This window comes from Planctomonas psychrotolerans, assembly GCF_008642235.1.
GTDB lineage: Bacteria > Actinomycetota > Actinomycetes > Actinomycetales > Microbacteriaceae > Planctomonas > Planctomonas psychrotolerans.
In genome coordinates, this window is sequence record NZ_SJEV01000001.1 from 1,006,207 (window position 1) to 1,030,702 (window position 24,496).

Below are 24,496 nucleotides of genomic sequence, written 5' to 3' on the forward strand. Positions count from 1 at the left end.
CACGTTACGCGTCGGGTCCGACCGCCAACAGCGCCGTCCGGAGCCGCTCCGGATCGATCCGCCAGTAGTTGTGCACCCGATCGTTGATCAGCACCACCGGGATCTCCTCGGCGTACCGGTCGAGCAGCGCCTCGTCGTCGAGGATCGAGTGCTCCTCCACCACGATCTCGGGTGCTGCGCCGTGCGCGGCGAGTTCGGACACCACCCTCGTCACCACCGCGCGGGCGTCGTCGCAGAGGTGACATCCCGGCTTGCCGAGGAGGGTGACGCGGGCGGTAGACACCCCTCAAGAGTAGGCGGATAGGCTTACTCGGGTCATGCAGGAGCCGAGTAGTCAGCCGATCGTCGCCTTCTTCGACGTCGACAACACGATCCTGCGGGGCGCGAGCCTCTACCACCTCGGTCGTGGGGCTTTCCGGATCGGCATGGTCACGTTCCGCGACGTGCTGACGGCGGCGTGGCGCCAGGCGTACTTCCTTCGCAGCGGGGAGAACCAGCGCCACCTCGACAGCATCCGCGAACGGGGCCTGCAGATCATCGCCGGGCACACCGAGAAGGATCTTCGAGCGCTCAGCGTGTCGATCTTCGACCGCGACATCAAGAAGCGGCTTTGGCCCGAGACCGTCGCGCTCACCCGCGAACACCTGCGCAAGGGGCATGAGGTGTGGCTGATCAGCGCCACTGCGCAGGAGGTGGCCGACGTGATCGCTCACCGGCTGGGCCTCACCGGTGCACTCGGAACCGTGCTGGAGGACCGCGACGGCGTGTACACCGGGAACCTCGTGGGCGGCATCCTGCACGGCGAGCGCAAGGCCACCGCCGCGGCGGTGCACGCGGCCGCGATGGGTGCCCGCCTGGAGGACTGCTGGGCCTACTCCGATTCCCGTAACGACATCCCCCTGCTCGCCCTCGTGGGCAATCCGGTGGTGGTCAATCCCGATGCCGGCCTCCGTCGGCACGCGGCCGACAACGACTGGCACGTGATGGAGATGAAGCGGTCGAGCATCCGAGCGGCTCAGCGTTCCGTGCGCTACGAGGCGCGGGTGGCCCGGGCGGACAGCAAAAAGCGCCAGGCCCGTGAGGAACCCGGCGCTTCGCCGAACAAGAACTGAGGGTCGCTCTACTTCTTGTTGCGGCGCTGGTGACGCGTCTTGCGAAGCAGCTTGCGGTGCTTCTTCTTCGCCATGCGCTTGCGACGCTTCTTGATAACTGAACCCATAGGGACCTCACTGATTTCTGTCGGAACACCGGGTCCGATCAGAACCGCGGAAAAATGCCTCGCAGTAGTCTAGCGCGTTCGCTAGCCCGCGTCGGCGACGCCGGTGCGGTCCACCGTCGACGACGGCTCGATGGCCGCGGCCACCGCGGACTCCGGCACGCGGAAGGAGCGGCCGAACCGGATGGCCGGGAGATCGCCCGAGTGCACCATGCGGTACACCGTCATCTTCGACACCCGCATCATGTCGGCGACCTCGGCGACCGTGAGGAAGCGGACGTTCGCCAGATCGCGTGACATGGTGTGCCCCTCTAACTATCCCGGCCGGATGCCGGCGACGAAGGTGCTCGTGTGACGAGTGTTACTCGAGTACTCAATCGTACTGTAGAGGCTCGCACGGAGCAGTGTCCACCGCTCAGCGCGGGGTGTCGGATCGCGATCCGGTGATCCATCCGGCGCGCGACTGGAGATCGGCGGCGAGCCTGCCGAGAGCGGTGGCGAGCGCCGCCCCGGTCGTGCCGATGCCGACGGCGGAGTCGTCCGCCCTGTCGCCGGTCGGGGCCGTGCCGGTCGGGGCCGCGCCGGTCGGGGCCGTGCCGGTCGCGGCCGCGCCGGTCGGGGCCGCGCCGGTCGCGGCCGCGCCGGTTGCGGTGCCGGTAGACGCGGGACCGGTGTCCACGGTGCTGTCGGCCGCGCCCCCGAGCCGCCCGTGTCGTCCCGCATCCTCATCCCCGTGCCCGTTCGTCGGCACGGTCGCGCCGCCGAACGGGCGGAGCCACTCCTCCACCGCATAGAGAGGCGCGGCCTGCAGGCGATAGAAGCGGTGCTGCCCCTTCTCGCGCACCGACACGAGGCCGGCATCGCGGAGCACCCTCAGGTGCTTCGACACGGTGGGCTGACTGAGCCCGAGTTCGGCGACGAGCTGCGAGACGCTGAGTTCCCCCGTCGCCCCGGTCGGCGCGACGCCCCGGGTGTGCAGAATTCTGAGCAGGTCACGGCGCGTGGGGTCGGCGACCACGGCGAAGATGTCGGCCATGGTGCAAGGGTAGCCACGCCGCACGGGCGCGGGCGTACGATGTGTTCCTGATCCGCGCGCGCAGGCCTCTGCGCAAGGACTGCAGCGACCGGAGAAAGAGGGACATGCGCGTTCGGTCGAGGCACCAGCGATCCGTGCTCGCCCGCATCCGCGACTTCCTCGACTACTTCGCCCACACCACGCCGGCCCGCTTCGCGATCGCCGTCTTCCTCGGACTCATCGTGGTGGAGACGACCCTGCTGCTCGTCCCCGGCATGACCACCAGCGGCGAGATGCCGCCGTTGCACGACGCGCTGTTCACGGCGGTGTCCGCGATCTGCGTCACCGGGCTGACGACCGTGGACATGGCGGCCTACTGGACCCCGCTGGGGCACGCGGTGATCGCCCTCGGCGTGCAGATCGGTGGCATCGGCGTGCTCACCCTCGCCTCGATCATGGGGCTCGTGGTCTCGCGACGCCTCGGGCTCCGCGCCAAGCTCATGGCGGCGAGCGACAGCAACCCCCTGCGCATCCACCACGGTCCGGTCGCCGAGAGCCAGGCGGTGAAGCTCGGCGAGATCGGCACGCTGCTTCTCACGGTGGCGATCAGCGCTCTCGTCATCGAGGCCACCCTCGCGCTGCTGCTGCTTCCCCGCATCCTGGTCGAGGGCGTGCCGTTCCCCACCGCGCTCCTCGACTCCTTCTACTGGTCCCTGATGGCCTTCACCAACACCGGTTTCATCCTGAGCGACACGGGATTCGACCCCTACCTGCACGACTACTGGTTCCTCTCCCTGCTCATCGTGGGCGTGTTCCTCGGCAGTATCGGCTTCCCGGTGATCTACGCCGTCCTGCGCAACCGACGCAAGCCTCGGCGCTGGTCGGTGCACGTGAAACTCACCCTCGTCACCACACTGCTGCTCATCGGAATCGGGATGCTCGCCTACATGCTGCTCGAGTGGGAGAACCCCGCCACGTTCGGCCCGCTTCCGCCCGGAGAGCGGGCCTTCCAGTCCCTGTTCTTCTCGGTGATGACGCGGTCGGGTGGGTTCTCCACGATCGACGTGCACGAGATGAACAACGCGAGCCTGCTCGTCGGCGACATGCTCATGTTCATCGGCGGCGGGTCCGCGTCCACCGCCGGGGGCATCAAGGTGACCACCCTCGCGGTGCTGTTCCTCGCGGCCTTCGCCGAGGCCCGGGGCAACGAGTCGATGGAGGCGTTCGAGCGTCGCATCCCGGGGGACGTGCTGCGCCTCGCGGTGAGCGTGGTGCTGTGGGGTGCCACCACGGTCGCCCTCTCCACCGTGGTGCTGCTGCAGATCTCCGGGTCGACGCTCGACTACGTGCTCTTCGACGTCATCTCGGCCTTCGCGACATCGGGGCTCACGACCGGGCTCACGGCCGACCTGCCGCCGTCCGGCGTGTACGTTCTGGCGGCGACGATGTTCATGGGTCGCGTTGGTACAGTGACGCTTGCCGCGGCGCTCGCTGCCAGCACGCGACGGCAGCTGTTCACTCGGTCCGAGGAACGGCCCATTGTCGGATAGCGTCTACCGTTCGCTCATTCGAGCGAGCACGAGGAGTTGACACGATGATCGATCGCATTCCCCACAACGCGCCGGTGCTCGTCATCGGCCTGGGGCGGTTCGGAGCCGCGACGGCGGGCCAATTGGCCCGGCTCGACCGCGAGGTGCTCGCGATCGACGAGAGCCAGGCGCTCGTGCAGAAGTGGTCGGACCGGATCACCCACGCCGTGCAGGCCGACGCCCGCAGCATCGAGGCGCTGGAGCAGCTCGGTGCCCGGGAGTTCTCCATCGGCGTGGTGGCCGTCGGCTCGTCCATCGAGGCGAGCGTGCTGATCACCGCCAATCTGGTCGACCTGAAGATCCCGCAGATCTGGGCGAAGGCGATCTCCAAGTCGCACGGCAAGATCCTGGAACGCATCGGAGCGAACCACGTGATCTACCCCGAGGCCGAGGCCGGTGAGCGCGTCGCCCACCTCGTATCGGGTCGCATGCTCGACTTCATCGAGTTCGACGACGACTTCGTGCTGGCCAAGATGTATCCGCCGAAGCCCATCCGCGGGCTCTCGCTCACCGAGTCGGGGGTGCGGCGGAAGCACAAGATCACGGTGGTGGGCGTGAAGTCGCCGGGCAAGCCGTTCACCTATGCGACCGCGGACACCGTGGTCTCCAACCACGACCTCATCATCGTGTCCGGTGCGAGCGCGGACATCGAACGGTTCGCCGCGCTGGCGTAGCTGCGCCGCGCCGGACGAGCTACCCGGCGTATTCGCCGTGTCGGTGCTCGTTTCCGCTGGCGCGCCCGAGCGTCACCCGTTCCGATCGGTTCCCGAGTCACTCGCCCCGAGCAAGCTCCCGGGCGCGAGCCAGGGCGGCGTCGGTCGCCCGGTCGAACAGCTCCCGAATGCCTCCGCGCTCGAGTTCCGCCACGGCGCGCTCGGTGGTGCCATGGGGACTGGTCACCTGCCGACGCAGTTCCTCCGGCGTCGACTCGGAGCGGGCGAGCAGTTCGGCGGCGCCGAGGAAGGTCCCGTTCACGAGCAGGGCGGCCTGGTCGGGCGTGAAGCCCTTGTTGACGGCCGTGGCCGTCAGTTGCTCGACCAGATAGAACACGTACGCCGGTCCGGATCCCGAGATCGTGCTGAGCGCGTCGAGCTGCTCCTCCGGCACCTCCACCACCTCGCCCACGGTGGAGAACAGCGATCGCACGAGGGCGGCATCCTCCTCGGTCGCGCGACTGCCGGCTGAGATGCCTGTCACGGCACGTCCGACTCGGGCGGGCGTGTTCGGCATCGAACGCAGCACGGCCACCGAATCAGGGAGCGCCGCCTCGAAGGTACCGATCGGCACGCCCGCGGCCACGCTGACGACGATGACGTCGGGTTCCAGCGCATCCGCCACCTCGTCGAGCAACGCCGGAACCATCGCGGGCTTCACTCCGATGAGCACGATCCGCGCGCCCCGCACGGCGGTCCGATTGGCGTCCGGGTCGACCTCGGTGGCGGACGCGGTGACGCCGGGTGTGCCGTCGAACTCTGCCGCTCGGGCCGCCGACCGATTGGTCACCCGCACATCGCCGGCGACGATCACGTCGGGGCGGAGCAATCCGCCGAGGATCGCTCGTCCCATCGATCCTGCACCGAGGATGGCGATGGACGGCAGGTGCACGGGGGGTGCTTCGTCGGTCACGGACTCATCCTAGGCACCGGGTCGTGTCCCTCGATCGAGCCTCACTCGTCGGGTCGTGTCCGTCGATCGAGCCTCAGCCGTCGACTCGTGTTCCTGCATTGAGTCCTGGGATCGATGGGCCTCGTTCCCTTCTCTTACTGCCTGCCCGATGAGTGCACTCATGTGCGTTGCCGTTGGCTCTGGATGGTGTGGATGTCGGGGTTGCAGCTGGGCATCGGGATCAGTGCCTGTGCCGGATCCACGGCTATGGGCGGTCGCAACCAGTAGTCACCGCCGTGTCGAAGGACCTTCCAGTGGTTGTCGTGGAGGACGAGGTGGTGTCTCCGGCAGAGGAGCACCCCGTCGGAGATATCAGTCCGGCCGTGTTCTTTCTTCCAGGGGTTGATGTGGTGGGCTTCGCACCAGGATGGTGGCCGGTCGCAGGACGGGAACAGGCACCCGCCGTCCCGGACGGACATTCCGACGCGCTGCCTTGGGGTGAAGTATCGGCGGGTGCGTCCGACGTTGACGCATTGCCCATCATCGTCGAATCCGACAGCGACCGCCCCGGCGTCGCAGAGGTGTCGTTCCACCGTCGGAAAGGACACCGGGTCGGGGTGACCCTCGATCCGTCCATGACCCGCACGGCTGTGGAGGTGCGCGTCCGTGATGATCACCCGGACCGCGGGTCGGTGGTTGCCGAAGATCGTGCCGGGGCGGCTTCAGTAGCAAGTCGGATCAAGTCCACCAGGGCGTCGGCGGCGATCTGCTCCGTCGACCGCTCGTCATTCAAGAGCGCCTCTGCGGCGGCCTTCTCCTCCGGGTCCACCATCCGCGGGCCACCTCGCCGGGGGGAGAGGATCTGATCGATCACGCCAGCGACAATGGTGCCTTCTTCGGGTGCGAGCCGGAACTTCCCGCAATACATGCCCGCACCATCCCACCAGGTACGTAACGTCCGGTCGTCCCGACGTTGCTTCTCGCGCCGCTCGATGCCATCACTGTCGAGCTTGTCGCGGAGGTGCCGTGCCTTCCGGAACAACTGGTCCGGACTCAACCCCGCCGCGGACGCGATGAGCTCGGTGCACGCGGCCGTGAGCGCCAAAGCCGAGACACCGGGGCCGACGTCACCGAGCGCCCGCTGGATCGCGTGAAAGCAATCCGACGACAACACGCCTTCGGCTAACGCGGCGACGAGTGGCGCCTGCCACGGCGGCGCGATGGGAAAGGTGGGGTCTTCGGGAGTGTCGCTCCCATCCGCTCCATCCACAGTTGATTCCACGGATCCTGTGGTGAGGGTCTCGGCGGCTTCTGTTTCGGCGATGATCGTGCCCAGCCGGACCAACTTGACGGCTTCGGGACGGGACATCTTGCCGATCGATTGGATCATCGCCTCCGACGATACGAACCCTGCGCTCTGCGCCATCCCACCATGCCCGGTTTCCGGTCGGGACCGGTGTGCGATCTCGCCGGCGATGAGTGCCGAGTACCGGTCCACGCACTGGCGCAACATGGTCACCCGGTCTTGCGCACCCCGCAACTCACCGTCCTGCAACACCGCGACATCGGCCGCACAGTCGCCGAGAACGGCGACTGCGTCCGCTGCGGTGCGGAGTCGGCTGGAGAGGAGTTCCATACCTACTATTGTCCCACTATCGAACACAGATTTGAAGGGCTGGGACGGAATGGGGATATGTACTTCTCCACAGGCGCCTGCAGGCGCGGTGGCGTCCCTTCGAAAAGCTCAGGGACCGTAGCAGGGCGCGTCCCTTCGACGGGCTCTGGGACCGTGTGGGCGCCATCCCCGCAGCCGCGGAAACTGCAGGGGTGCGTCGCCTCGCCTGGCGCAGGGACCGTACGCAGGCCCCTTCGACGGGCTCAGGGACCGGTGGCGGGAGGGGCCGAGCGGGTGCGGACGAAGAAGTCGCTGAGAAGCCGGGCGCAGTCCTCGGCCTCCACCCCGGCGAACACCTCCACCCGGTGCAGCAGCCGGCGGTCGCGGAGCACGTCGTAGACGGACCCGGCGGCACCCGCCTTCTCGTCCCACGCGCCGAACACCACCCGAGGAATACGCGCGGCAAGAATCGCACCCGCGCACATGACGCACGGCTCCAGGGTCACGACGAGGGTCGCATCCGCAATGTGCCAGTTCCCCACCGCCCTCGCCGCCTGCCGGAGCGCCACGACCTCGGCGTGCGCGGTGGGATCGTTCTTCAGCTCGCGCTCGTTGCGTCCCGTGCCGAGCACGGTGCCGTCGGCCGCCACGACCATCGCTCCGACGGGAACGTCGGAGGTGGCGAGCGCGTCATCGGCGAGCGCGATGGCATCGCGCATCCAGCGCACGTACTGCTCGGGGAACACCGGATCGGGATGCGCCGGACCGGGGAGCACCGGACCCGGCGTGCCCGGCGGAAACGCCTGCCCCGGGATCTCCGCCGCCACGTCGTCCCCTCCCCGCTCGGATAGATTGAGCCTATGCGAGTCCACGTTGCCGACCACCCGCTCATCACGCACAAGCTGACGGTCCTCCGGGACTCCACCACCTCCTCGCCCACCTTCCGCAACCTCACCGAAGAACTCGTCACGCTGCTCGCCTACGAGGCCACCCGCGGCGTGCGCGTCGAGTCGATCACCATCCAGACCCCGGTGACCGAGACCCAGGGCATCGAGATCAGCGACCCCAAGCCGCTCGTGGTCCCCATCCTCCGCGCCGGTCTCGGGATGCTCGACGGGATGATCAGGCTCATCCCGAGCGCGGAGGTGGGCTTCCTCGGCATGGTGCGCAATGAGGAGACCCTCCAGCCCGACATCTACGCCGAGCGCCTGCCCGACGACCTGTCGAATCGCCAGTGCTACGTGCTCGACCCGATGCTCGCCACGGGCGGATCGCTCATCGCCGCGATCGAGTACCTCTTCGACCGGGGCGCGGTCGACGTGACGGCGGTCTGCCTGATCGCAGCGCCGGAGGGTCTCGCCGCCGTCGAGAAGGCGACGGCCGGCCGCGAAGTGACCATCGTGCTGGGCGCCCTCGACGAAAAACTGAACGGGGCCGGCTACATCGTCCCCGGGCTGGGGGACGCGGGAGACCGCCTCTACGGCACCGCTCACTGACCTCCGAGCCCCGCTCCGAACGGCTCGGGCGAGTTGACACGGTGAGCGTCGCTACCGGATACTCGATCGCATGACTGTTCGCGCGTATGCCCTGACCTCCTTCGAGGCCCCCGGGGACGCTGGCATGATGATGCCCAGCCGCGCCATGATGTGTTGCCGAATGTCGGCCTAACCCGCCACCTTCGCCGAGTCCACCCGTATCCGGGTACTACTCACGACGCTGACCCCCACCTGCCGGGTCATGCAGCGGCCGCTGATGCGGCCGTCCCGCAACACCTTTCTCGGATCGCTCCCGTTCCTCGCATCGTCGAACGGTGGAGCGGCCCCGCATCATCATCGAAGGACTCTCCTCATGTCGCTCCTCTCCGCTTCCCCCCGTTCCGCCGTCGCCCCCGCCCGCCACCTCTCGCCCGCACCGCGCCCGACGACCGTGACCACCCCGGCGGCCGCGAGCGCACCGACCGCCGCAGCCCGGGCCGCGCACACGCCAGCCCGTGGCAGCGACTCCCCGAGCATCCGCGCTGTGCCGGAGGGAACGGAAGCCCGCGGCTTCGTGCTCTACGTGGGCATCGACGAGGCCAAGGCCGACGCTGCGGGCACGGACCTCGGCAGCATCGTCGAGGCGTTGAAGGCCCTGGCCGCGAATGTCGCCCCGGGCTCGGAGACCTACGCCGCCGTCGCCCTCGCCCCGCGGGGTGCCGGCGGGCGCGACGTGGATGTCGTGCGTCTCGCCCTGCAGGATCCCGCAGCTCTCGCCAAGCGCCGCGACACGCCTGCCGCCGAGGATCGCGCATCCAGCGGAGTGGTGATCGACATCTCGCGCAAGCGCGTGCTGCTCGACAACGACGCCGCCAACCTCACCTACAAGGAGTTCGAGCTCCTCTCCTACCTCGTGCTGCGCGAGGGGAAGACGATCGACCGGACCGAGCTCATCACGTCGCTGTGGAGCGGGGTGGACGACGTCGATGCACCGAACGAGCGCACGATCGACGTGCACGTGCGTCGCCTGCGCTCCAAGCTCGGCCGCTACGAGGACATCGTGCGCACCGTGCGCGGCGTCGGCTACCGATTCGACCGGCACGCCGACGTGTCGGTGCAGTACGCGAGCGCGCCGAGCCCCGACCTGTTCTGACCCGGTTCAGGGATCCGACGCGGCCGGGAGAACCGGTCTCGGCGAGCGCATTTCACGGCCGATGCACGACTTCCCGAAATTTCCTGGAAGACTCTGGCGCTTGTTACCCAACCGTTATATATTCTTAGTGCAGAGGTTGTTTGCTGTGGCAGCCGAAGCGAAGTGATTGCAGGACACTCTTGGTGCAAGGGAGTGGGCCGGTTCCTAAGCCTCTGGGACCGGCCCACAGTCCGTTAACGGCCCGTTGGCGCTAGTGGGATGCGCACCGCCGACTCCGGCGTGAGAGCGGACGTGTCGCGCACTCGCCGGCTCCGCCTCGATGGATTTCTGCACCTGGGGAGTGCATCCGTCCGCTGGCACCCGGTTCCATCCCTATTCTGGGATGAGGATGAAGGAGGCGCCTTGGGTAACACCGCCGACGCCGTGAGCGCCTGGGAATCGCTGTTCCGAGCGCAGGTGAGCGTCATGCGCAAGCTGGCGGCCGAGTTCCCGTCCGACGGGCTGTCGTTCAACGAGTACGACGTGCTGTTCAACATCTCCCGCCAGCCCAATGGGTCGATCCGCCTGCGCGACCTCAACCGTCACCTGCTGCTCACGCAGCCGAGCGTGAGCCGTCTCGTCGATCGCCTCGCCGCGAAGGACCTCGTCTGCAAGGAACCCGCGCCGGGCGACGGCCGGGGCACCATGGTGCACCTCACCGACAGAGGTCACGCCATCTTCCGGGAGGTCGCGCTCGCGCACATGGAGTCCATCGTTCGCCACGTCGGCGCATCGCTCGACCGGGACGAACTGCTGAGGTTGAAGGAACTCTGCGACAAGCTCCGCGACGACGCGGATTCCTGACCGGTCGACCGACGCACACGACCCGTGCGCGGTCGCACCGACACCCCCGACCCGCGCGCCGGTCGCTACACCCGGTGCCCGCGCGCCGTGCCCAGAATCGTCCGTGCGTTTCGCAGCGACTGCACGCCGAGCACCAGCGCGAGGAGCACCACCCCGGCCGTGAGCGCGGCCTCCTGCTGCGCGGGAGAGCTCGCGGTCCACACCGTCAGGACGGTGGCGATGCCGCCCGCGGCGAACAGCGATAGGGCACGAATGACGCCGCGATCCGCGGACGACGCGGGTTCGGAGCCGCGCTCGGCGCGTGCCTGCGCGGCCGCGGAGCTGCACTGCCGCGTACCCAGATTGCGGATCCACGCGCGTGCGTGGCCGAGGCCTTTCACCGTTCGGTACGCCTCCTGAGGGAGGAACAGGACTGCGCTCAGGATGTCGGATGCGCTCCGCCCGGCGATCCTGGACACCACGCACAGATCCGCGAGCAGTGCGAGCACGACCGGTACCAGCCATAGTCCGGAGACGTGCAGCCCGCCGGTGCTGGCGAACCCGACGGCGAGCACGGCCGCGAGCAGCCGGGATGCGAGGTGGGTGGCCGATCCAGCGCCGCCCTGCGCGCTCCGCGCTACCTGGGCGATACGGGGCAGATCGAGGGAGAAACGCTCGTCGTCCGCTGCGTTGATTCGCGGCTGTCCGCGCAGCCAGCAGGCGGTGGTCGGCGGGGCGGTACTGGCACGGGCATGTTCCGACACCCGCGCCTCGTAGCCACTGCTCAGCAGGTCGGCCGTGAGCCGGACGTCCTCGACGCCGAAGTCGGCGAGCCACGGGCCTTGTCGGTGGCCGGCGATCTCGGCCAGCGCCGCCGTGCGCAGCAACGAGCACGTGCCATCGAGTACGAGCGTGCGTCCGCCGCGGACCAGCGCGCTGAGCGCATCCGTCGCGGCATCCACCCGTTGCGCCCGCACGAGCGCGTGCGCGACCACGCCACCACTCGCGTCCTGGTCGGGCATGGACACGGCGGAGACCCCGCCGAGGCGCGGATCGGCTACCACGTCGGTCAGAAGGTGCGCGAGGCAGTCGATGGCGAGGATCGTGTCGGCATCAACGCCGAGTACGTAGTCATGGCGACGGGCGAGCGACCACGCGAAGTTGAGTGCGCCCACCTTGCCGTCGTCGTTGACCCCGATGTCGATCACCGTCACCACGCAGGTCGCGGGTCCCCCGCGGCGCGGTAGCACGTGCCGACCGTTGTACCGGCGGGCGACGTCGAAGGTCTGATCGGTCGAGTTGTTCACGACGACGAAGATCGAATCCGGTGGCCGGCTCTGGCCGAGCAGCGCATCCATCGTCGCCGCGATCGACTCCTGCTCGTTGTAGGCGGCGATGACCGCGGCCACGGTCGGTGCGGCGAGCGGATCCGGGCTGCCCGAATCCTGCGGGGTTCGCTCACGAAGTCGCGCAGGCACGGCGGATCGGATCTCCTTCAGGACGTCGACATGGGCAGCGCAAAGCTCGGGTCGTCGCATGCGCTGCAGAGCCGCACGGGTCGCGACTCTTTCCCCTTCCTCGAGCGTAGGCACCCGCCTCCCCGCGCGAAAGCACCCGAGCGGGGGGCACGCATCCGGGGGCGCACCCCGGAGGGTCGGAAACCCGGCCGTTGCGACCGTCGCGGCGGCGCACGACGCCGGGGCGACTCGTAGGCTGGGCTCCATGTCTCCGCGACCCGATGGCGCCCATCCCGGCCCGAGCATCGTGTGGTTCCGCGACGATCTTCGGATCGCCGACAACCCTGCTCTGCATGCGGCGCTCGATCGCGGCGAGCCGATCCTTGCCGTCTATGTGCTCGATGACGTGAGTCCCGGGATCCGCCCGCTTGGGGGAGCGAGCAGGTGGTGGTTGCACTACAGCCTCGAGCGGCTCGCGGCATCGATCGGCGAGCTCGGCGGACGGATGATCCTGCGTCAGGGGCCGGCCGGAACGGTGATCCCCGACGTCGTGCGGGAGACATCGGCGGGTGCCGTGTTCTGGAACCGCCGATACGGTGGCGCCGAACGCGAGGTCGACGCCGGGATCAAGAGCTGGGGCACCGACTCCGGCCTGGAGATGGCGAGCTTCGCCGCGTCCCTCCTGTTCGAACCGTGGACGATCTCGAACGGCAGCGGCGACCCGTTCCGCGTATTCACGCCGTTCTGGCGCGCCTGCCTGCACGAGCCGGAGCCGCGGGCTCCCCTCCCTGCACCCGCCTCGATGGACGCGTTCAGCGGCACGGTGGCATCCGACGCGCTCGCCGACCTGGACCTGCTCCCCACGAAGCCGGACTGGGCCGGCGGGCTCCGGGCCGACAACGACCCGGGTGAGCGCGCCGGTGCAGCACGGCTCGAGCAGTTCGCGAGCGAAGACCTGCCCGACTACGCCGGCGATCGTGATCAGCCCGCCCGGTACGCCACATCGCGCCTCTCGCCGCACCTGCGCTGGGGTGAGGTCAGTCCGTATCAGGTGTGGCACCGCATCCAACGCGGCCGCGGGTCGTCCGCCTCGTACGACGAGAGCGCCTCCAAGTTCCTCGCCGAGATCGGCTGGCGCGAGTTCAGCTACTCGCTCCTGTACTTCCACCCCGACCTGGCCAGCCGAAATCTGAACACCCGGTTCGACGGATTCGACTGGAACCCCACCGAGGGCGACGCGCTGCAGGCATGGCAGAGCGGGCGGACCGGGTTCCCCCTGGTCGACGCCGGAATGCGCGCCCTCTGGCAGACCGGGAACCTGCACAACCGCGTGCGCATGGTGGTGGCCTCGTTCCTCATCAAGAACCTGCGGATCGACTGGCGCGCGGGCGAGGCGTGGTTCTGGGACACGCTGGTCGACGCGGATGCGGCGAACAACGGGGCGAGCTGGCAGTGGGTGGCCGGGTCCGGAGCCGACGCCGCGCCGTTCTTCCGCGTGTTCAATCCGGTGCTGCAGAGCCGCAAGTTCGACCCCACCGGGGACTACATCCGCGAATTCGTGCCCGAGTTGGGGCAGTTGTCGGCCAGTGACATCCACGAGCCGTGGTCGGCGCGCGGCGACCTGGTGGACGCGGCGCTCGGCGGTGGTGTGGACGCCTACCCGTCGCCCATCGTCGACCTCAAAACCTCCCGCCGCGACGCCCTGGCCGCGTACGACGCCATCAAGAACGCGTAGGGCGCTCGCTCAGAGGCCCTGCTCGACCATGTCGAGCAGGCGACGCTCCACCCCGCCGACGAGCTCGTGCGGTAGCCCGCGGAGTGGTCCATCGATCATGAGGGTGGCGAGCCCGTGCACGGCGGACCAGGCCAGGAACTCGGTGTGCGCCCGCCGTTCGGCGGGGAGGATGCCGGCCTCCACGTGCTCGTCGAGGGCGATCGTGAGGAGCTGGAACGGCGTGCGGCCACCGCGACCCGCCTTAGCGGAGCTGTCGGCCCGATCGAGCACCCGGGGCACCGAGAACGCCGCCCGGAACAGGCCGGGTTCGGAGCGGGCGAAGCGCAGATAGCCGGAACCGACGGCGCGGAGGTGCGCCCGCGCCAGTTCCGCGGCGAGCGCCGCGGGGTCCTCGGTACCGACGGCGCGCTCCGCGGCAGCGGTGGCGGAGGCGAGCTCGTCTTCCATCGCGTCGGCCACGAATCCCTGGGCCGCGTCCGATACCGCCTCGAGAAGGGCGCGATGGTCGGCGAAGTGCCGGTACGCGGCGTTCGGAGACACGCCCACCCGCCGGGTCGCTTCGCGCAGCACCACTGCATGCGGACCACCATCTCGGGCGAGCTCCACGCCCGCGTCGAGCAGCGCTTGCTGCAGGTCGCCGTGGCGATAGGTGTCGCGGGATGCGCCGCCGCGCGGTTCGCTCACACTGTCCCCCGGTTCCGCACGGCGATCGATGGTTGATGCGGAACAACGCTACAACGCGCGGGACGGTGCCCCGTTCCGGTTCGGGCCTTCCCCGGTGTCGGGGGCGGGGCCTACCCTGCAATCATGGCGACGACGCGAGCACTCTCCGGCAGGGTGGCATTGGTGACGGGTGCGAGTCGGGGCGTCGGCCGCGGCATCGCGCTCGGGCTCGGCGAGGCGGGTGCGACCGTCTACGTCACCGGGAGAACGACCGTGGAGGGCACCGCACCCTCGACGCTTCCGGGTACGGTGCAGGCCACGGCGGATGCGGTGACTGAGGCGGGTGGGGTCGGTATCGCGGCACCCATGGATGCCGCCGTCGATGACGAGATCGCGGGCGTCGTGCGCCGGATCGAGGCGGAGCAGGGGCGCCTCGACATCCTGGTCAACAGCACGTGGGGCGGATACGAGCGCTTCACCGACGGCTCCGAGTTCAATCCGGGTCCGTTCTGGGAGCAGCCTCTGGGGCTGTGGGACTCCATGCATCGCATCGGGCTGCGCGCGCACTACGTCACCTCGTCGTTCGCGGCGCCGCTGCTCATCCGCTCCGATGCGGGACTCGTGGTGAGCCTCTCGTCCTTCGCCGCCGAGGTGTTCGTGCCCCCGGTGCCGTACGGGGTCGCTCACGCGGCGATCGACCGGCTGGCCGCCGACATGGCCGAGGACCTGCGACCGCACTCGGTCACGTCGATCGCTCTCTACCCCGGACTGGTGCTCACCGAGGGCGTCGTGCGCAACATCGAGTTCTTCGCCGACGACACCAACCGGGAGACGCCGCTGTTCGTCGGGCGCACTGTGGCGGCGCTCGCGGCCGATCCGGACGTGTTCCGGCTCACCGGGCGCGCACTCGTCGCGGCCGAGGTGGCGGCGGCATACGGTGTGGTCGACGAGCACGGCGTGCTGCCGACCTCCAACCGTGAGGCCGTCACGGGGGTGGCGGTGCCGCCGTTCGAACAGCCGACGGCTCAGCTCGGCGACAGGCCGAGCTTGCGCACCCAGTAGGAGAGGAACGCGGCCCCGGCCTCATCGTGGATGAGGTCGCCCTCGACGATCACCGGATACGGTCGCTCCAGCGTGCCGTCGCTCGGCCGCACGTCGACGTGGGCAACGTCGTACCCGGCGGCATGCAGGTGATCGGCCATGAGGTAGTCGCTGCGGGAGTCACCGACCGAGCGCCATTCGCGCGGCAACGGGCCCGTCGTGAGGAAGTGCGCGAGCGCACGTTCGGCGCCGCGGTCCTTGTCCAGCAGCACGGACTCGATGTCCGTGGAGATGATGGTGGGGTCGAGGCGGTACGGCACGGATCCGCTCTCGTCGGGGGATTCGCGGTCGCCGTAGCGCACGCCGAGGCCGTGCCCGGCGATCAGAGCGAACGCGGCATCGTTGAACCGCTTCTGCTCGGTGACGTACGTGGTGTGGTCGACGTCCACCCGTTGCTCCACCGAGATCATCGCGCGCTTCGTCTCATCGAAGAACATCGTGGCGGCGAAGTCCGCCTCGACCATGCGGCGTGCGTCGTCCACGGCGGCCTGCGGCAGTGCGACGCTCGCATCGACCTCGACCTTCCCCATACCTTCTGTGCCCACGGTGGACCACGCCGCGCCCTTCTCGAACACCGCGAACATCCGCGCACCGTCCCTGGCCAGCGCGTCGGCGAGCCCCGCCGACAGCAGCGGCGTGATCACCTGATCGCGAATGAACGCGTCGGAACGACCGGTGATGAAGGCGATGGGAACCCCTCCCGCCGTGAGGGTCACGAGGTCGGAGAGGATGCTGTCGATGGCGACGGTACGGGAGACCGGGCTGGCGATGGGCCCGTCGACGTCGAGGAGGAGTCCGAGTTTCTGCACGCTCCATTGTGGCGGGTTATCGGAGTGACGGCTCGAGGCACGTCGTCGACTCCCCCGCCACGTCCCGGTCCGCGTCCCGGGCTCCCTCCATGCACGTCCCGGGCGAACTGCATCGTTGTGGCACCATGGGAGTGCTCCGGGCCCGCCGCCGGCGGGTGCAGCGCGGTGGTCGTCCGTGGTCGAGCGACACCGGACACCGGGTCGCGGAGGGGGCACCAGCCCAGAAACGGAGCGCCAGTGCACAGGGGACGCCGGCCGAGGTTTCGTCTCGACCGGTTCACCGTCACCGTGCTGGCGGTCGTTCTCCTCGGCGTCGTCCTCCGGCTGGCGGGTCTCGCCTGGGGACTACCGATGCGGCTGCACTCCGACGAGGGGGTGATCGTCACCGGCGCGCTCGACCTCGCGGAGCGGAACTCGTTCGAGCCGAGTATGTACTTCCGCCCTGATCATTTCGAGATCCAGCTGAGCTACCTCGCCTACACGGCATACTCGTACCTCGCCACCGGCTCACCGGTGGAGGTCGCCTATGCCGCGAACCCCGCCGTGTTCCTGCTCATCTCGCGGAGCATCACGGCGGTCTTCGGCATCGTGATGATCGTGCTCGCCTACGTCATCGGCAGGCGGTTCAGCCGGTCGACCGCGCTGATCGCCACCGCGCTCTTCGCGCTCTTCCCGCCGTTCGTCGAGCACTCCCACTACGCGACGCCCGACATCCCCCTCACCGCCGCGTTGATGGGAGTGGTGCTCGCCTGTATGACGTACCTGGAGCGCCCGCGGTACCCGAGCCTCCTCGTCGCCTGCGCGGCGACGGCCATCGCGATCACGATCAAATACCCGGGGGCGCTGGCGTCGGTGCTGATCGCCGTCGTGGTGATCCTCGCCGCCGTGCGCGACCGCGCCATCCTGCGCATCGTGCGGCACGGGTTCGTCGCCCTGTTCGCGGTCCTGGCGTTCGTGTTCCTGATCTCACCGGTGCTGTTCACCAACATCTCGGCGGTGATGGCCGCGATCGGGTCGGAATCCCGAAGCGTGCACGCGGGTGCCGACGGACTCGGCTGGGGAGGCAATCTCCTCTTCTATGCGAAGTCCTACGTCGGCACCTCCGGCATCCTCCTGCTCATCGCGAGCGCGCTCGGCGTCTTCGCCGCCGTGCGACTTCGCCTGCGGCAGGCCATCCCGCTGATGCTGGGCGGCGCCTTCTGGGTGATTTTGAGCGCGGTGCCGCTGCACTGGGAGCGCTGGGGGGTGCCCATGTTCACCACCCCGCTGCTCTTCGCGGCGATCGGGATCCCGTATGCGTTCTCCTTCCTCGCTCGACAGCGCTGGGCGCGCGGGTGGCGGACTCCGGTGACGGTGGTGGCGGCCGTGCTGGTGGGCGGCAATCTGGCCCTCGGCTCGGCCGCGGTCATCGCCCGCTTCCTGGCCGTCGACACCCGGGTGGCGTCCGCGCCGATGCTCGAGACGCGGGGCGTCGATGAGACCAATGCGATCTTCGGGGGCTACACCCCCCTGCTGCCCGACGGCCCGAAGACGATCTTCGATGAGCTCGTTCCCGTCGACGGCGAGCTCGCCGCCGTCGACCCCGACGACCGCTTCGTCGTGATCAGCAGCTGCATGTACGACCGGTACTTCGCCGAAGAGAAGTACGAGACGGAGCAGAACTTCTACGCGCAACTGGAATCCGCGTTCACCGTGGAACTCGACCTCGTGGCGGTCGATCCGTGGACGGGTGTCGCGGTCGAACCGCTGAACATGTACCGCGCCGCCGAGGTGATCGGCGACTACCTCGCGGGCGGCATGAGCGGGTGCGACATCCGCCTGTATCGGATGACGTAGCGCTTCGACGGGGGAGGCTCGCCGTCGAAGCCGGCCGCGGAGCCGTTCACGACCCGGTCGGGGGCGGGCCGAAGCGCCCGCGATCAGGCGGACGGATCCGGGACGCCGGTCGCTCCGGTCGCCCCGGTCGCTGCGGTCCCTGCGGGGCGGCCGAACGAGAAGGAGCGGTGGCCGAAGAAGCTGAGCAGTGTCGTACCGACCAGCACGATCAGCTGCGCCAGCAGAGGCGGCACCGAGAGCACCTCGACGAGGAGCGGGAGCGCGATGGCGTTGATGGTGATGGCGACGAGGTACACGGTCACGAAGCGCAGCAGGTCCTGCAGCACGTTGCCGTGCACCCGGAACACGAACCGCCGGTAGAGCACGAACGCGAGGCCGATCGCGACCACGTAGGACAGGGCCAGGCTGATCAGATAGCCGAACCGGACGTCGGGGAACACCCAGACGGTGAGGGCGGCGTAGACGAGGTAACCGACCAGCGTGTTGATTCCCCCGACGATGAGGAATCGAATGCGCTGATCGCGCAGCACGGTGATGGCGAGTCGGCGCATACGCTCCCGAGCATAACGCCAGCGCCCCCCGGATCCTCCCGTCGAATCGGTAGTCTGAGGAATCACGCCTCTTCGCTCCACCGACGGTTCGCCCGGGAAGATTCCGCCCCATGTCGCACACTGATCATCCGGGATTCCCGGATGCGATCCACCGCGTCTCGATCGTCATTCCGGTCTACAAGGGGGAATCGACCCTCGGTGGCTTGCTCGCGGAGATCGACCCGTTGACGGCGCGCGCGGTCTCCCCCGGTGGTGCGGAGTGGACGGTGGCCGAGGTCATCCTCGTGTTCGACCACGGCCCGGACGATTCGGCGCGGGTCATCCGGTCACTGGAACGCACGTACGACTACGTGCGCCCGGTGTGGTTGAGCCGGAACTTCGGCCAGCACTCGGCCACGCTGGCGGGAATGGCGTCGAGCGGATCCGAGTGGATCGTGACCCTCGACGAGGACGGACAGCACGACCCCTCGGCCATCGGGACCCTGCTCGACGCCGCCATCGCCGAATCCACGCCGCTCGTCTACGCGAAGCCCACCAACCCGCCGCCGCACGGCGCGTTCCGCAACGCCGCGTCCCGGTTGGCGAAGTCGACCGTCTCGCAGCTCGCCGGTGACGTCGCGACGCGCGACTACCAGAGCTTCCGGCTGATCTCCGGAGAGATCGGCCGGAGCGTCGCCGCGTACTCGGGCACCGGCGTCTACCTGGACGTGGCACTCGGCTGGGTGGCGCCGCGCGCCACCTCGGCCGGCGTCGAACTGCGGGGCGCGGGGGGTCGCTCGTCCGGCTACTCCCTGCGCACCCTCGCCAGTCACTTCTGGCGCCTCATCCTCTCCAGCGGCACGAAGGGGTTGCGCTTGGTCAGCCTGACCGGCGCCGTATTCGCGCTGGCCGGTCTCGTCCTGGCCGTCGTCTTCATCGTGCAGCGACTCACCGACGGCGATCTGCCCACCGGGTGGACCTCGTTGATCACCGTGATGCTGTTCTCGTCGGGCGCCGTGCTGTTCTCGCTGGGGGTCATCGCCGAATACCTCGGCGTCGTCGTGTCGACGGTCATGGGGAAGCCGCCGTATCTGATCGTCAGTGATCCCGAGCAGGGACCGCTCGGGTCGTCGCGAACGCGTCCATGGCCGACCTCTCCTGGGTGATCGGAGCCGGCGGCCTTCTCGGATCGGCCGTTCGTCGCCAACTCGCCGTCGCCGGGCTTCCCCGCTTCGACGGCCCGCGCATCCACTGGCAGGGCGGCACCGCCTCGACCGACCTCGGCGCCGGTCTCCAGGCGTTGGTGTCCGCGGCCGGGCGGGGCACCTGGCAGGTGTTCTGGTGCGCCGGGGCCGCCGTCACCACCTCCGACGTCGACAGCCTCGACCACGAGTTCCGAACCCTTCGGTACTTTCTCGACCGGGTCGGCGCGCTCCCGCGGGACCAGCGGGAACGGGGTTCGATCGTCTTCGCGTCCTCGGCCGGCGCGGTCTACGGCGGCTCGACCGCGCCGCCGTTCACGGAGGATTCCTCCGTCTCCCCGCTCGGACACTACGGCGAAGCGAAGCTCCGGGCCGAGGATGCGCTCCAGTCCCTGTCCGCGGGCGCGGGCATCCCCATCGTCCTCGCGAGGATCGCCAACCTGTACGGCCCGGGTCAGAACCTCGCGAAGCAGCAGGGCATCGTCTCGAAGCTCTGCTTCTCCACGGTGACGCGCACTCCCCTGCCGGTGTTCGTGTCGCTCGACACCCTGCGCGACTATCTCTACGTCGACGACTGCGCGCGCATGCTCATCCGCTGCGGCGAGCGCATCGGGCACCGAGATGCGGCACCCCGGCTGCACCTCAAGATCGTGGCCTCCGGGCACGCCGTGAGCATCGCGGCGTTGCTCGGACAGTTCCGTCTTCTCGGCGGGCCGCAACCCCTCGTCGTGATGGGCACGTCTCGGGAGTCATCGTTACAGAGCCGTGATCTGCGGCTGCGCTCAACCCGGTGGACCGACATCGGCCCGGGGTCCAGCACCACCCTGTCGGAAGGCATCGCCCGCACCATCGCTGACATGCGGCTCGTATGGCTGCAACAGGGGCGCTTCGCCGAGACTCTGCGCACGGCCCGCTCCGTGTAGCGGATTCCCACCCGGAACCGGTGCGTCGACCTTACGGCGAGCCGACAATCCGGTGACGGATGGTTGAATTGTCGGGGTTCTTTCCGAAACCCGGAGGTGCGTGTGCCCCAGAGACCACTGACCGACGACCGTGCACCGGCGCGCCCGACCGCCGGTTCCCCCTTCGAGCCCACCACCGACCCCGCCTTCCCGGACTCGTCGGACCGCTGGAACGGAGCCTCCCCGCCCCTCCCGGTGGCCTACCAGCTCTGGATGTTCCGGCTCACCTTCCTCCTGCTCTCCGTGCTGATGCTCGTCGGCAACGTGATCCACCTCGCCGTCGTGCGTTCGGAGGGCACTCCCGATCCCGTGTTCGCCAAGCCGGCGTGGAACGGGGACGGGGACGGCTCGCACATCGAGATGCTCGGTCACATCCAACTCGTCGCCGCGGCCGTGATCCTCGTGTTCCTGTGCATCGGTCGACGCGTGATGGTCTACGGGGCATGGGCCGCCATCGTCATCGCACTCGTGATCGACGATCTCTTCCAGGTGCACGAGCGGGTCGGCGCCGACCTGGTGACGACCTTCGACCTGCCCGCTCTCATCGGTCTGCGTGCTCAGGATCTCGGGGAGCTCCTGACCTGGGCGGGGCTCGCGGGGATCCTCGGTGTCCTGCTTCTCGTCGCGCACCTGCGCGCCCCGCTGCCCGACCGACGCAACTCGCTGCTGCTGGCCGTGCTGACCGTTTTCCTCGCCGTCTTCGCCGTCGGTGTCGACCAGGCGCACGTGATCATTCAGCCGCACGTGCCTCTGTGGATCGACACGGCGCTCACCCTCACGGAAACCGCCGGGGAACTGTTGGGGATGACGCTGATCCTGATCGCGGTGCACACGATGGCGGTGCGTCCGCGCGGACGGACGACACACGGCTGAGGCGCACGGCGGCGCCCCCTATTCGCTTCCTCGTCCGCTTCTGCGGTGACCGCCGTTCCGGCGCCGCTACGCGGCGGGGAGGATCTCGGCGAGAAGCGTCTCGACCCGACCACGGATGTCGTCGCGCACGCGGCGCACCGTCCTGATGTCCTTGCCTGCCGGGTCCTCGAGCGCCCAGTCCTCGTATCGCTTGCCGGGGAAGATGGGGCACGCGTCACCGCAGCCCATGGTGATGACCACGTCGGACTCCTTCACCGCCTCGACGGTGAGCACCTTCGGCGTGTTTCCCGCGATGTCGATCCCCTCCTCGGCCATGGCCTCGATCGCGATGGGATTGATCTGGTCCTTCGGTTCCGATCCGGCGGAGAGCACGTCCACGCGTCCCTGGGACAGCGCTTCGAGGTACCCCGCGGCCATCTGGGAGCGGCCTGCGTTGTGCACGCAGACGAAGAGCACGGTGGGCTTGCTGTCGGTCATGGCGGTTCTCTTTCGTGAGGTGCGGTGCGCACGAGACGGAGGGGGTGGGTGGGATCAGGCCCGGTCGGCGACGGGGTCGAGCCGATCGACGTCGTCCACCCGGGGCGGACGCGTCGCGTCGGATGCCACGGACGGGCCGGGCGCGGTTCGGGCCGGGAACAGGCGGGGACGCAACCACAGCGCCACGTACACGAGGGCGACGAGCACGGGCACCTCGATGAGCGGCCCGACGATGCCGGCGAGCGCCTGTCCGCTGGTGGCGCCGAAGGTGGCGATGGCCACGGCGATGGCGAGCTCGAAGTTGTTCCCGGCGGCGGTGAAGGCGAGGGTGGTAGTGCGCTCGTAGGCGAGTCCGATGAGCTTGCCGAGCAGGAATCCGAGCAGGAACGTGACGGCGAAGTAGATCAGCAGGGGCAGAGCGATCCGCGCCACGTCGAGCGGCTGGACGATCACCTGCTGGCCCTGCAGCGCGAACAGCATCACGATCGTGAACAGCAGTCCGTAGAGGCCGAACGGGCCGACCCTCGGCAGGAAGCGTTCCTCGTACCAGGCACGACCTCGACGCGCCTCACCGATGCGGCGGGACAGGTAGCCGGCGAGCAGCGGAATCCCGAGGAAGATCAGCACGCTGACGGTGATGGCCCAGAACGAGAACTCCGCGCTGGTCGTCGAGAGCCCGAGCCAGCCGGGGAGCACCTGCAGGTAGAACCAGCCGAGAGCGCCGAAGGCGAAGACCTGGAAGACGGAGTTGACCGCGACCAGGAACGCGGCGGCTTCGCGATCTCCGCAGGCGAGGTCGTTCCAGATCAGCACCATTGCGATGCACCGGGCGAGGCCGACGATGATCAGGCCGGTGCGGTACTCCGGGAGATCGGGGAGGAACGCCCAGGCGAGGGCGAACATCAGCGCCGGACCGAGGATCCAGTTCATCGCGAGGGACGCCACCAGCATCCGCCGGTCGCCCGCGACCGCGCGGGCGTCGGAGTAGCGCACCTTCGCCAGCACCGGGTACATCATCACCAGCAGGCCGATGGCGATCGGCACGCTCACCGACCCGACCGAGAAGCTGTGCAGCGCCTCCCCGACCGCCGGGGCGAAGACGGCCAGGAGGAGTCCGACCACCATCGCGCCCACGATCCAGACCGGCAGCAGTCGATCGGCGGTCCCCAGACGAGGCGGCGTCGTTCCGGTCGTGTCGGCGGCAGTCATGCGAACGGGGTGTCCTCCGGAAAAGATTGATGATCGTCGATGCACCGAGTATGGTCAGGACATCGATGGATGTCAATTGACGAGGGAGGTCTTCGGATGGCGTTGACCCAGGCACTGCCGCTCCGCGACGTGACGGCCTGCTGCGCACCATTGACCAGGGAGTCGATCACCCCCGACAACGCGGAGAAGCTCGCCCGCTCTCTCAAGGCGCTGGCAGACCCGGCCCGCCTCCGGCTGATCTCGATGGTGGCGGCCCATCCCGACCGGGAGTCCTGCGTGTGCGACCTCACCGAACCCCTCGGGCTGTCGCAGCCGACCGTATCCCACCACCTCAAGGTGCTCGTCGACGCGGGCGTCCTCAGCCGGGACAAACGCGGCACCTGGGCCTACTACCGGCTCGTACCGGGGGCGCTCGACTCGCTCGGCCAGTTGCTGCTCACCATCCAGCCGAACGCCGTCGACGGCCCGTCCTCGTCCTAGGACTGCACGGGGGGAAGCCAGTACTCCGCAGCCCACTCGAGGAACTGCTGAGCCTCGTTGTCGGCATGCGCTAGTCGGTCTTTGCCGCTCCGGGCGAAGAAGTTCTCGAAGCCGGCCAGCTGCTGCACGGACTCATCGGTGAGCGGGCGGAACCCCATCGTCCACTCGGGGAACTGACGCTCAGCGATGGTCTTCTCCCGGAGCTTCTGGATGCTGCGGTGCCGTGGATCCGCAGCGATGACCACGTAGCGGGCCGCGACTGCGTCGTCCGGTCCCTCGAGGATCTGCACGAAACGCTCGCGGTGATAGAGCAGCGCACCCGTGAGCCCGTTGCGTTCGTTGTTGACCCTCGACTGCGTCAGAATATCCGCGATGTCGTCGTCCGACATCGGATAGCTTGCCGCACTTGCATACGCGATCGACAACATTGACGCCCCCCAGGATCTGCCCGATCCATTCTCCACCCATCAGAGGTCGCCGGGGGACGCGTCTCGCCTCGGTGTCGCCTCCGTTCGAGCGCGCTATCCGGGGATTCCGCGCCCCACTTCGGCCGGCGATGTCGACAGGCCCATCCAGGTGGCGGGAGGATCAGATATGCCCGACCCGAACGCCGGAAACCGCATCGCGGGAGCCCTTCCCCGGCGGGCCCGCGCCGAAGTGAAGGAGACCCGC

27 protein-coding genes are annotated in these 24,496 nt (G+C 68.8%); 13 read left to right on the forward strand and 14 right to left on the reverse strand.

Annotated features, from left to right (window positions below):
* Positions 1 to 4 precede the first annotated feature (4 nt).
* Positions 5 to 283, reverse strand: coding sequence for a glutaredoxin family protein (locus tag EY822_RS04440; RefSeq protein ID WP_150307169.1), 279 nt, complete (start codon positions 281 to 283; stop codon positions 5 to 7).
* Between the two features lie 34 nt (positions 284 to 317).
* Here EY822_RS04440 and EY822_RS04445 point away from each other — a divergent pair, with 34 nt between their 5' ends.
* Positions 318 to 1,112, forward strand: a complete 795-nt coding sequence (locus tag EY822_RS04445) for an HAD family hydrolase (protein WP_150307170.1) — start codon at positions 318 to 320, stop codon at positions 1,110 to 1,112.
* A gap of 8 nt (positions 1,113 to 1,120) precedes the next feature.
* On the opposite strand, the gene EY822_RS04450 is transcribed toward EY822_RS04445, so the two are convergent.
* From EY822_RS04450 to EY822_RS15595, 3 genes are all read right to left on the reverse strand, one after another.
* Positions 1,121 to 1,219, reverse strand: a complete 99-nt coding sequence (locus EY822_RS04450; protein ID WP_003792170.1) for a 30S ribosomal protein bS22 — start codon at positions 1,217 to 1,219, stop codon at positions 1,121 to 1,123.
* 81 nt (positions 1,220 to 1,300) lie between these two features.
* Positions 1,301 to 1,516: a helix-turn-helix domain-containing protein gene (locus tag EY822_RS04455; protein ID WP_150307171.1), complete on the reverse strand. Its 216-nt coding sequence runs from the start codon at positions 1,514 to 1,516 to the stop codon at positions 1,301 to 1,303.
* Between the two features lie 115 nt (positions 1,517 to 1,631).
* Positions 1,632 to 2,252 carry an ArsR/SmtB family transcription factor gene (locus EY822_RS15595; RefSeq protein ID WP_406609959.1) on the reverse strand — a complete coding sequence of 207 codons (621 nt, stop codon included), beginning with the start codon at positions 2,250 to 2,252 and terminating at the stop codon, positions 1,632 to 1,634.
* A gap of 104 nt (positions 2,253 to 2,356) precedes the next feature.
* On the opposite strand from EY822_RS15595, the gene EY822_RS04465 reads away from it, so the two are divergent.
* Positions 2,357 to 3,781 (forward strand): TrkH family potassium uptake protein, encoded by a 1,425-nt coding sequence (locus EY822_RS04465; RefSeq protein ID WP_150307172.1) that lies wholly within the window; start codon positions 2,357 to 2,359, stop codon positions 3,779 to 3,781.
* A 44-nt stretch (positions 3,782 to 3,825) separates the two neighbouring features.
* The gene (locus EY822_RS04470) at positions 3,826 to 4,494 is read left to right on the forward strand and encodes a potassium channel family protein (RefSeq protein WP_150307173.1); all 669 of its coding nucleotides are present in this window, start codon (positions 3,826 to 3,828) and stop codon (positions 4,492 to 4,494) included.
* A 97-nt stretch (positions 4,495 to 4,591) separates the two neighbouring features.
* On the opposite strand, the gene proC is transcribed toward EY822_RS04470, so the two are convergent.
* From proC to tadA, 3 genes are all read right to left on the reverse strand, one after another.
* Complete coding sequence (gene proC, locus EY822_RS04475; RefSeq protein ID WP_150307174.1) at positions 4,592 to 5,446, reverse strand: pyrroline-5-carboxylate reductase; 855 nt, start codon at positions 5,444 to 5,446, stop codon at positions 4,592 to 4,594.
* A gap of 652 nt (positions 5,447 to 6,098) precedes the next feature.
* Positions 6,099 to 7,061, reverse strand: a complete 963-nt coding sequence (locus EY822_RS04480) for a DUF222 domain-containing protein (RefSeq protein ID WP_150307175.1) — start codon at positions 7,059 to 7,061, stop codon at positions 6,099 to 6,101.
* 242 nt (positions 7,062 to 7,303) lie between these two features.
* Positions 7,304 to 7,759: a tRNA adenosine(34) deaminase TadA gene (gene tadA / locus EY822_RS04485; RefSeq protein WP_406610308.1), complete on the reverse strand. Its 456-nt coding sequence runs from the start codon at positions 7,757 to 7,759 to the stop codon at positions 7,304 to 7,306.
* A gap of 141 nt (positions 7,760 to 7,900) precedes the next feature.
* Here tadA and upp point away from each other — a divergent pair, with 141 nt between their 5' ends.
* From upp to EY822_RS04500, 3 genes are all read left to right on the forward strand, one after another.
* Entirely contained in the window at positions 7,901 to 8,536 is a 636-nt protein-coding gene (gene upp, locus EY822_RS04490; protein ID WP_150307177.1) for a uracil phosphoribosyltransferase, read from the forward strand.
* Positions 8,537 to 8,888: 352 nt separating this feature from the next.
* Positions 8,889 to 9,668 carry a winged helix-turn-helix domain-containing protein gene (locus EY822_RS04495; protein WP_150307178.1) on the forward strand — a complete coding sequence of 260 codons (780 nt, stop codon included), beginning with the start codon at positions 8,889 to 8,891 and terminating at the stop codon, positions 9,666 to 9,668.
* Between the two features lie 402 nt (positions 9,669 to 10,070).
* Complete coding sequence (locus tag EY822_RS04500; protein WP_227497026.1) at positions 10,071 to 10,511, forward strand: MarR family winged helix-turn-helix transcriptional regulator; 441 nt, start codon at positions 10,071 to 10,073, stop codon at positions 10,509 to 10,511.
* A 65-nt stretch (positions 10,512 to 10,576) separates the two neighbouring features.
* Here the strand turns inward: EY822_RS04500 and EY822_RS04505 are convergent, their stop codons facing one another.
* On the reverse strand, positions 10,577 to 11,968 hold the full coding sequence (locus tag EY822_RS04505) for a glycosyltransferase family 2 protein (RefSeq protein WP_227497027.1): 1,392 nt from the start codon (positions 11,966 to 11,968) through the stop codon (positions 10,577 to 10,579).
* A 244-nt stretch (positions 11,969 to 12,212) separates the two neighbouring features.
* Here EY822_RS04505 and EY822_RS04510 point away from each other — a divergent pair, with 244 nt between their 5' ends.
* On the forward strand, positions 12,213 to 13,682 hold the full coding sequence (locus EY822_RS04510) for a cryptochrome/photolyase family protein (protein WP_150307181.1): 1,470 nt from the start codon (positions 12,213 to 12,215) through the stop codon (positions 13,680 to 13,682).
* 9 nt (positions 13,683 to 13,691) lie between these two features.
* Here the strand turns inward: EY822_RS04510 and EY822_RS04515 are convergent, their stop codons facing one another.
* Positions 13,692 to 14,366: a TetR/AcrR family transcriptional regulator gene (locus tag EY822_RS04515; RefSeq protein ID WP_150307182.1), complete on the reverse strand. Its 675-nt coding sequence runs from the start codon at positions 14,364 to 14,366 to the stop codon at positions 13,692 to 13,694.
* Between the two features lie 123 nt (positions 14,367 to 14,489).
* Here EY822_RS04515 and EY822_RS04520 point away from each other — a divergent pair, with 123 nt between their 5' ends.
* Positions 14,490 to 15,407 (forward strand): SDR family NAD(P)-dependent oxidoreductase, encoded by a 918-nt coding sequence (locus tag EY822_RS04520; protein ID WP_150307183.1) that lies wholly within the window; start codon positions 14,490 to 14,492, stop codon positions 15,405 to 15,407.
* On the opposite strand, the gene EY822_RS04525 is transcribed toward EY822_RS04520, so the two are convergent.
* Positions 15,371 to 16,255, reverse strand: coding sequence for a hypothetical protein (locus tag EY822_RS04525; RefSeq protein ID WP_150307184.1), 885 nt, complete (start codon positions 16,253 to 16,255; stop codon positions 15,371 to 15,373). The genes EY822_RS04520 and EY822_RS04525 overlap by 37 nt on opposite strands.
* 237 nt (positions 16,256 to 16,492) lie before the next feature.
* Between EY822_RS04525 and EY822_RS04530 the strand changes: the two genes are divergently transcribed.
* Entirely contained in the window at positions 16,493 to 18,091 is a 1,599-nt protein-coding gene (locus EY822_RS04530) for a glycosyltransferase family 39 protein (protein WP_150307185.1), read from the forward strand.
* 83 nt (positions 18,092 to 18,174) lie between these two features.
* Here the strand turns inward: EY822_RS04530 and EY822_RS04535 are convergent, their stop codons facing one another.
* Complete coding sequence (locus tag EY822_RS04535; RefSeq protein ID WP_150307186.1) at positions 18,175 to 18,642, reverse strand: GtrA family protein; 468 nt, start codon at positions 18,640 to 18,642, stop codon at positions 18,175 to 18,177.
* 110 nt (positions 18,643 to 18,752) lie between these two features.
* Between EY822_RS04535 and EY822_RS04540 the strand changes: the two genes are divergently transcribed.
* The 3 genes from EY822_RS04540 (at position 18,753) to EY822_RS04550 (ending at position 21,658) form a co-directional block, all read left to right on the forward strand.
* Complete coding sequence (locus EY822_RS04540) at positions 18,753 to 19,787, forward strand: glycosyltransferase (RefSeq protein ID WP_150307187.1); 1,035 nt, start codon at positions 18,753 to 18,755, stop codon at positions 19,785 to 19,787.
* Positions 19,766 to 20,746: an NAD-dependent epimerase/dehydratase family protein gene (locus tag EY822_RS04545; RefSeq protein ID WP_150307188.1), complete on the forward strand. Its 981-nt coding sequence runs from the start codon at positions 19,766 to 19,768 to the stop codon at positions 20,744 to 20,746. Before EY822_RS04540 ends, EY822_RS04545 begins: the two co-directional genes overlap by 22 nt.
* Positions 20,747 to 20,848: 102 nt before the next feature.
* Positions 20,849 to 21,658, forward strand: coding sequence for a hypothetical protein (locus tag EY822_RS04550; protein WP_150307189.1), 810 nt, complete (start codon positions 20,849 to 20,851; stop codon positions 21,656 to 21,658).
* A 66-nt stretch (positions 21,659 to 21,724) separates the two neighbouring features.
* On the opposite strand, the gene EY822_RS04555 is transcribed toward EY822_RS04550, so the two are convergent.
* Together EY822_RS04555 and arsB are read right to left on the reverse strand one after the other, a co-directional pair.
* The gene (locus tag EY822_RS04555; protein ID WP_150307190.1) at positions 21,725 to 22,135 is read right to left on the reverse strand and encodes an arsenate reductase ArsC; all 411 of its coding nucleotides are present in this window, start codon (positions 22,133 to 22,135) and stop codon (positions 21,725 to 21,727) included.
* 54 nt (positions 22,136 to 22,189) lie between these two features.
* Positions 22,190 to 23,344 (reverse strand): ACR3 family arsenite efflux transporter, encoded by a 1,155-nt coding sequence (gene arsB / locus EY822_RS04560; RefSeq protein WP_150307191.1) that lies wholly within the window; start codon positions 23,342 to 23,344, stop codon positions 22,190 to 22,192.
* A gap of 96 nt (positions 23,345 to 23,440) precedes the next feature.
* Between arsB and EY822_RS04565 the strand changes: the two genes are divergently transcribed.
* Entirely contained in the window at positions 23,441 to 23,824 is a 384-nt protein-coding gene (locus EY822_RS04565; RefSeq protein ID WP_150308756.1) for an ArsR/SmtB family transcription factor, read from the forward strand.
* On the opposite strand, the gene EY822_RS04570 is transcribed toward EY822_RS04565, so the two are convergent.
* Positions 23,821 to 24,252 carry a BLUF domain-containing protein gene (locus EY822_RS04570; RefSeq protein ID WP_150307192.1) on the reverse strand — a complete coding sequence of 144 codons (432 nt, stop codon included), beginning with the start codon at positions 24,250 to 24,252 and terminating at the stop codon, positions 23,821 to 23,823. The genes EY822_RS04565 and EY822_RS04570 overlap by 4 nt on opposite strands.
* Positions 24,253 to 24,496: the final 244 nt, after the last annotated feature.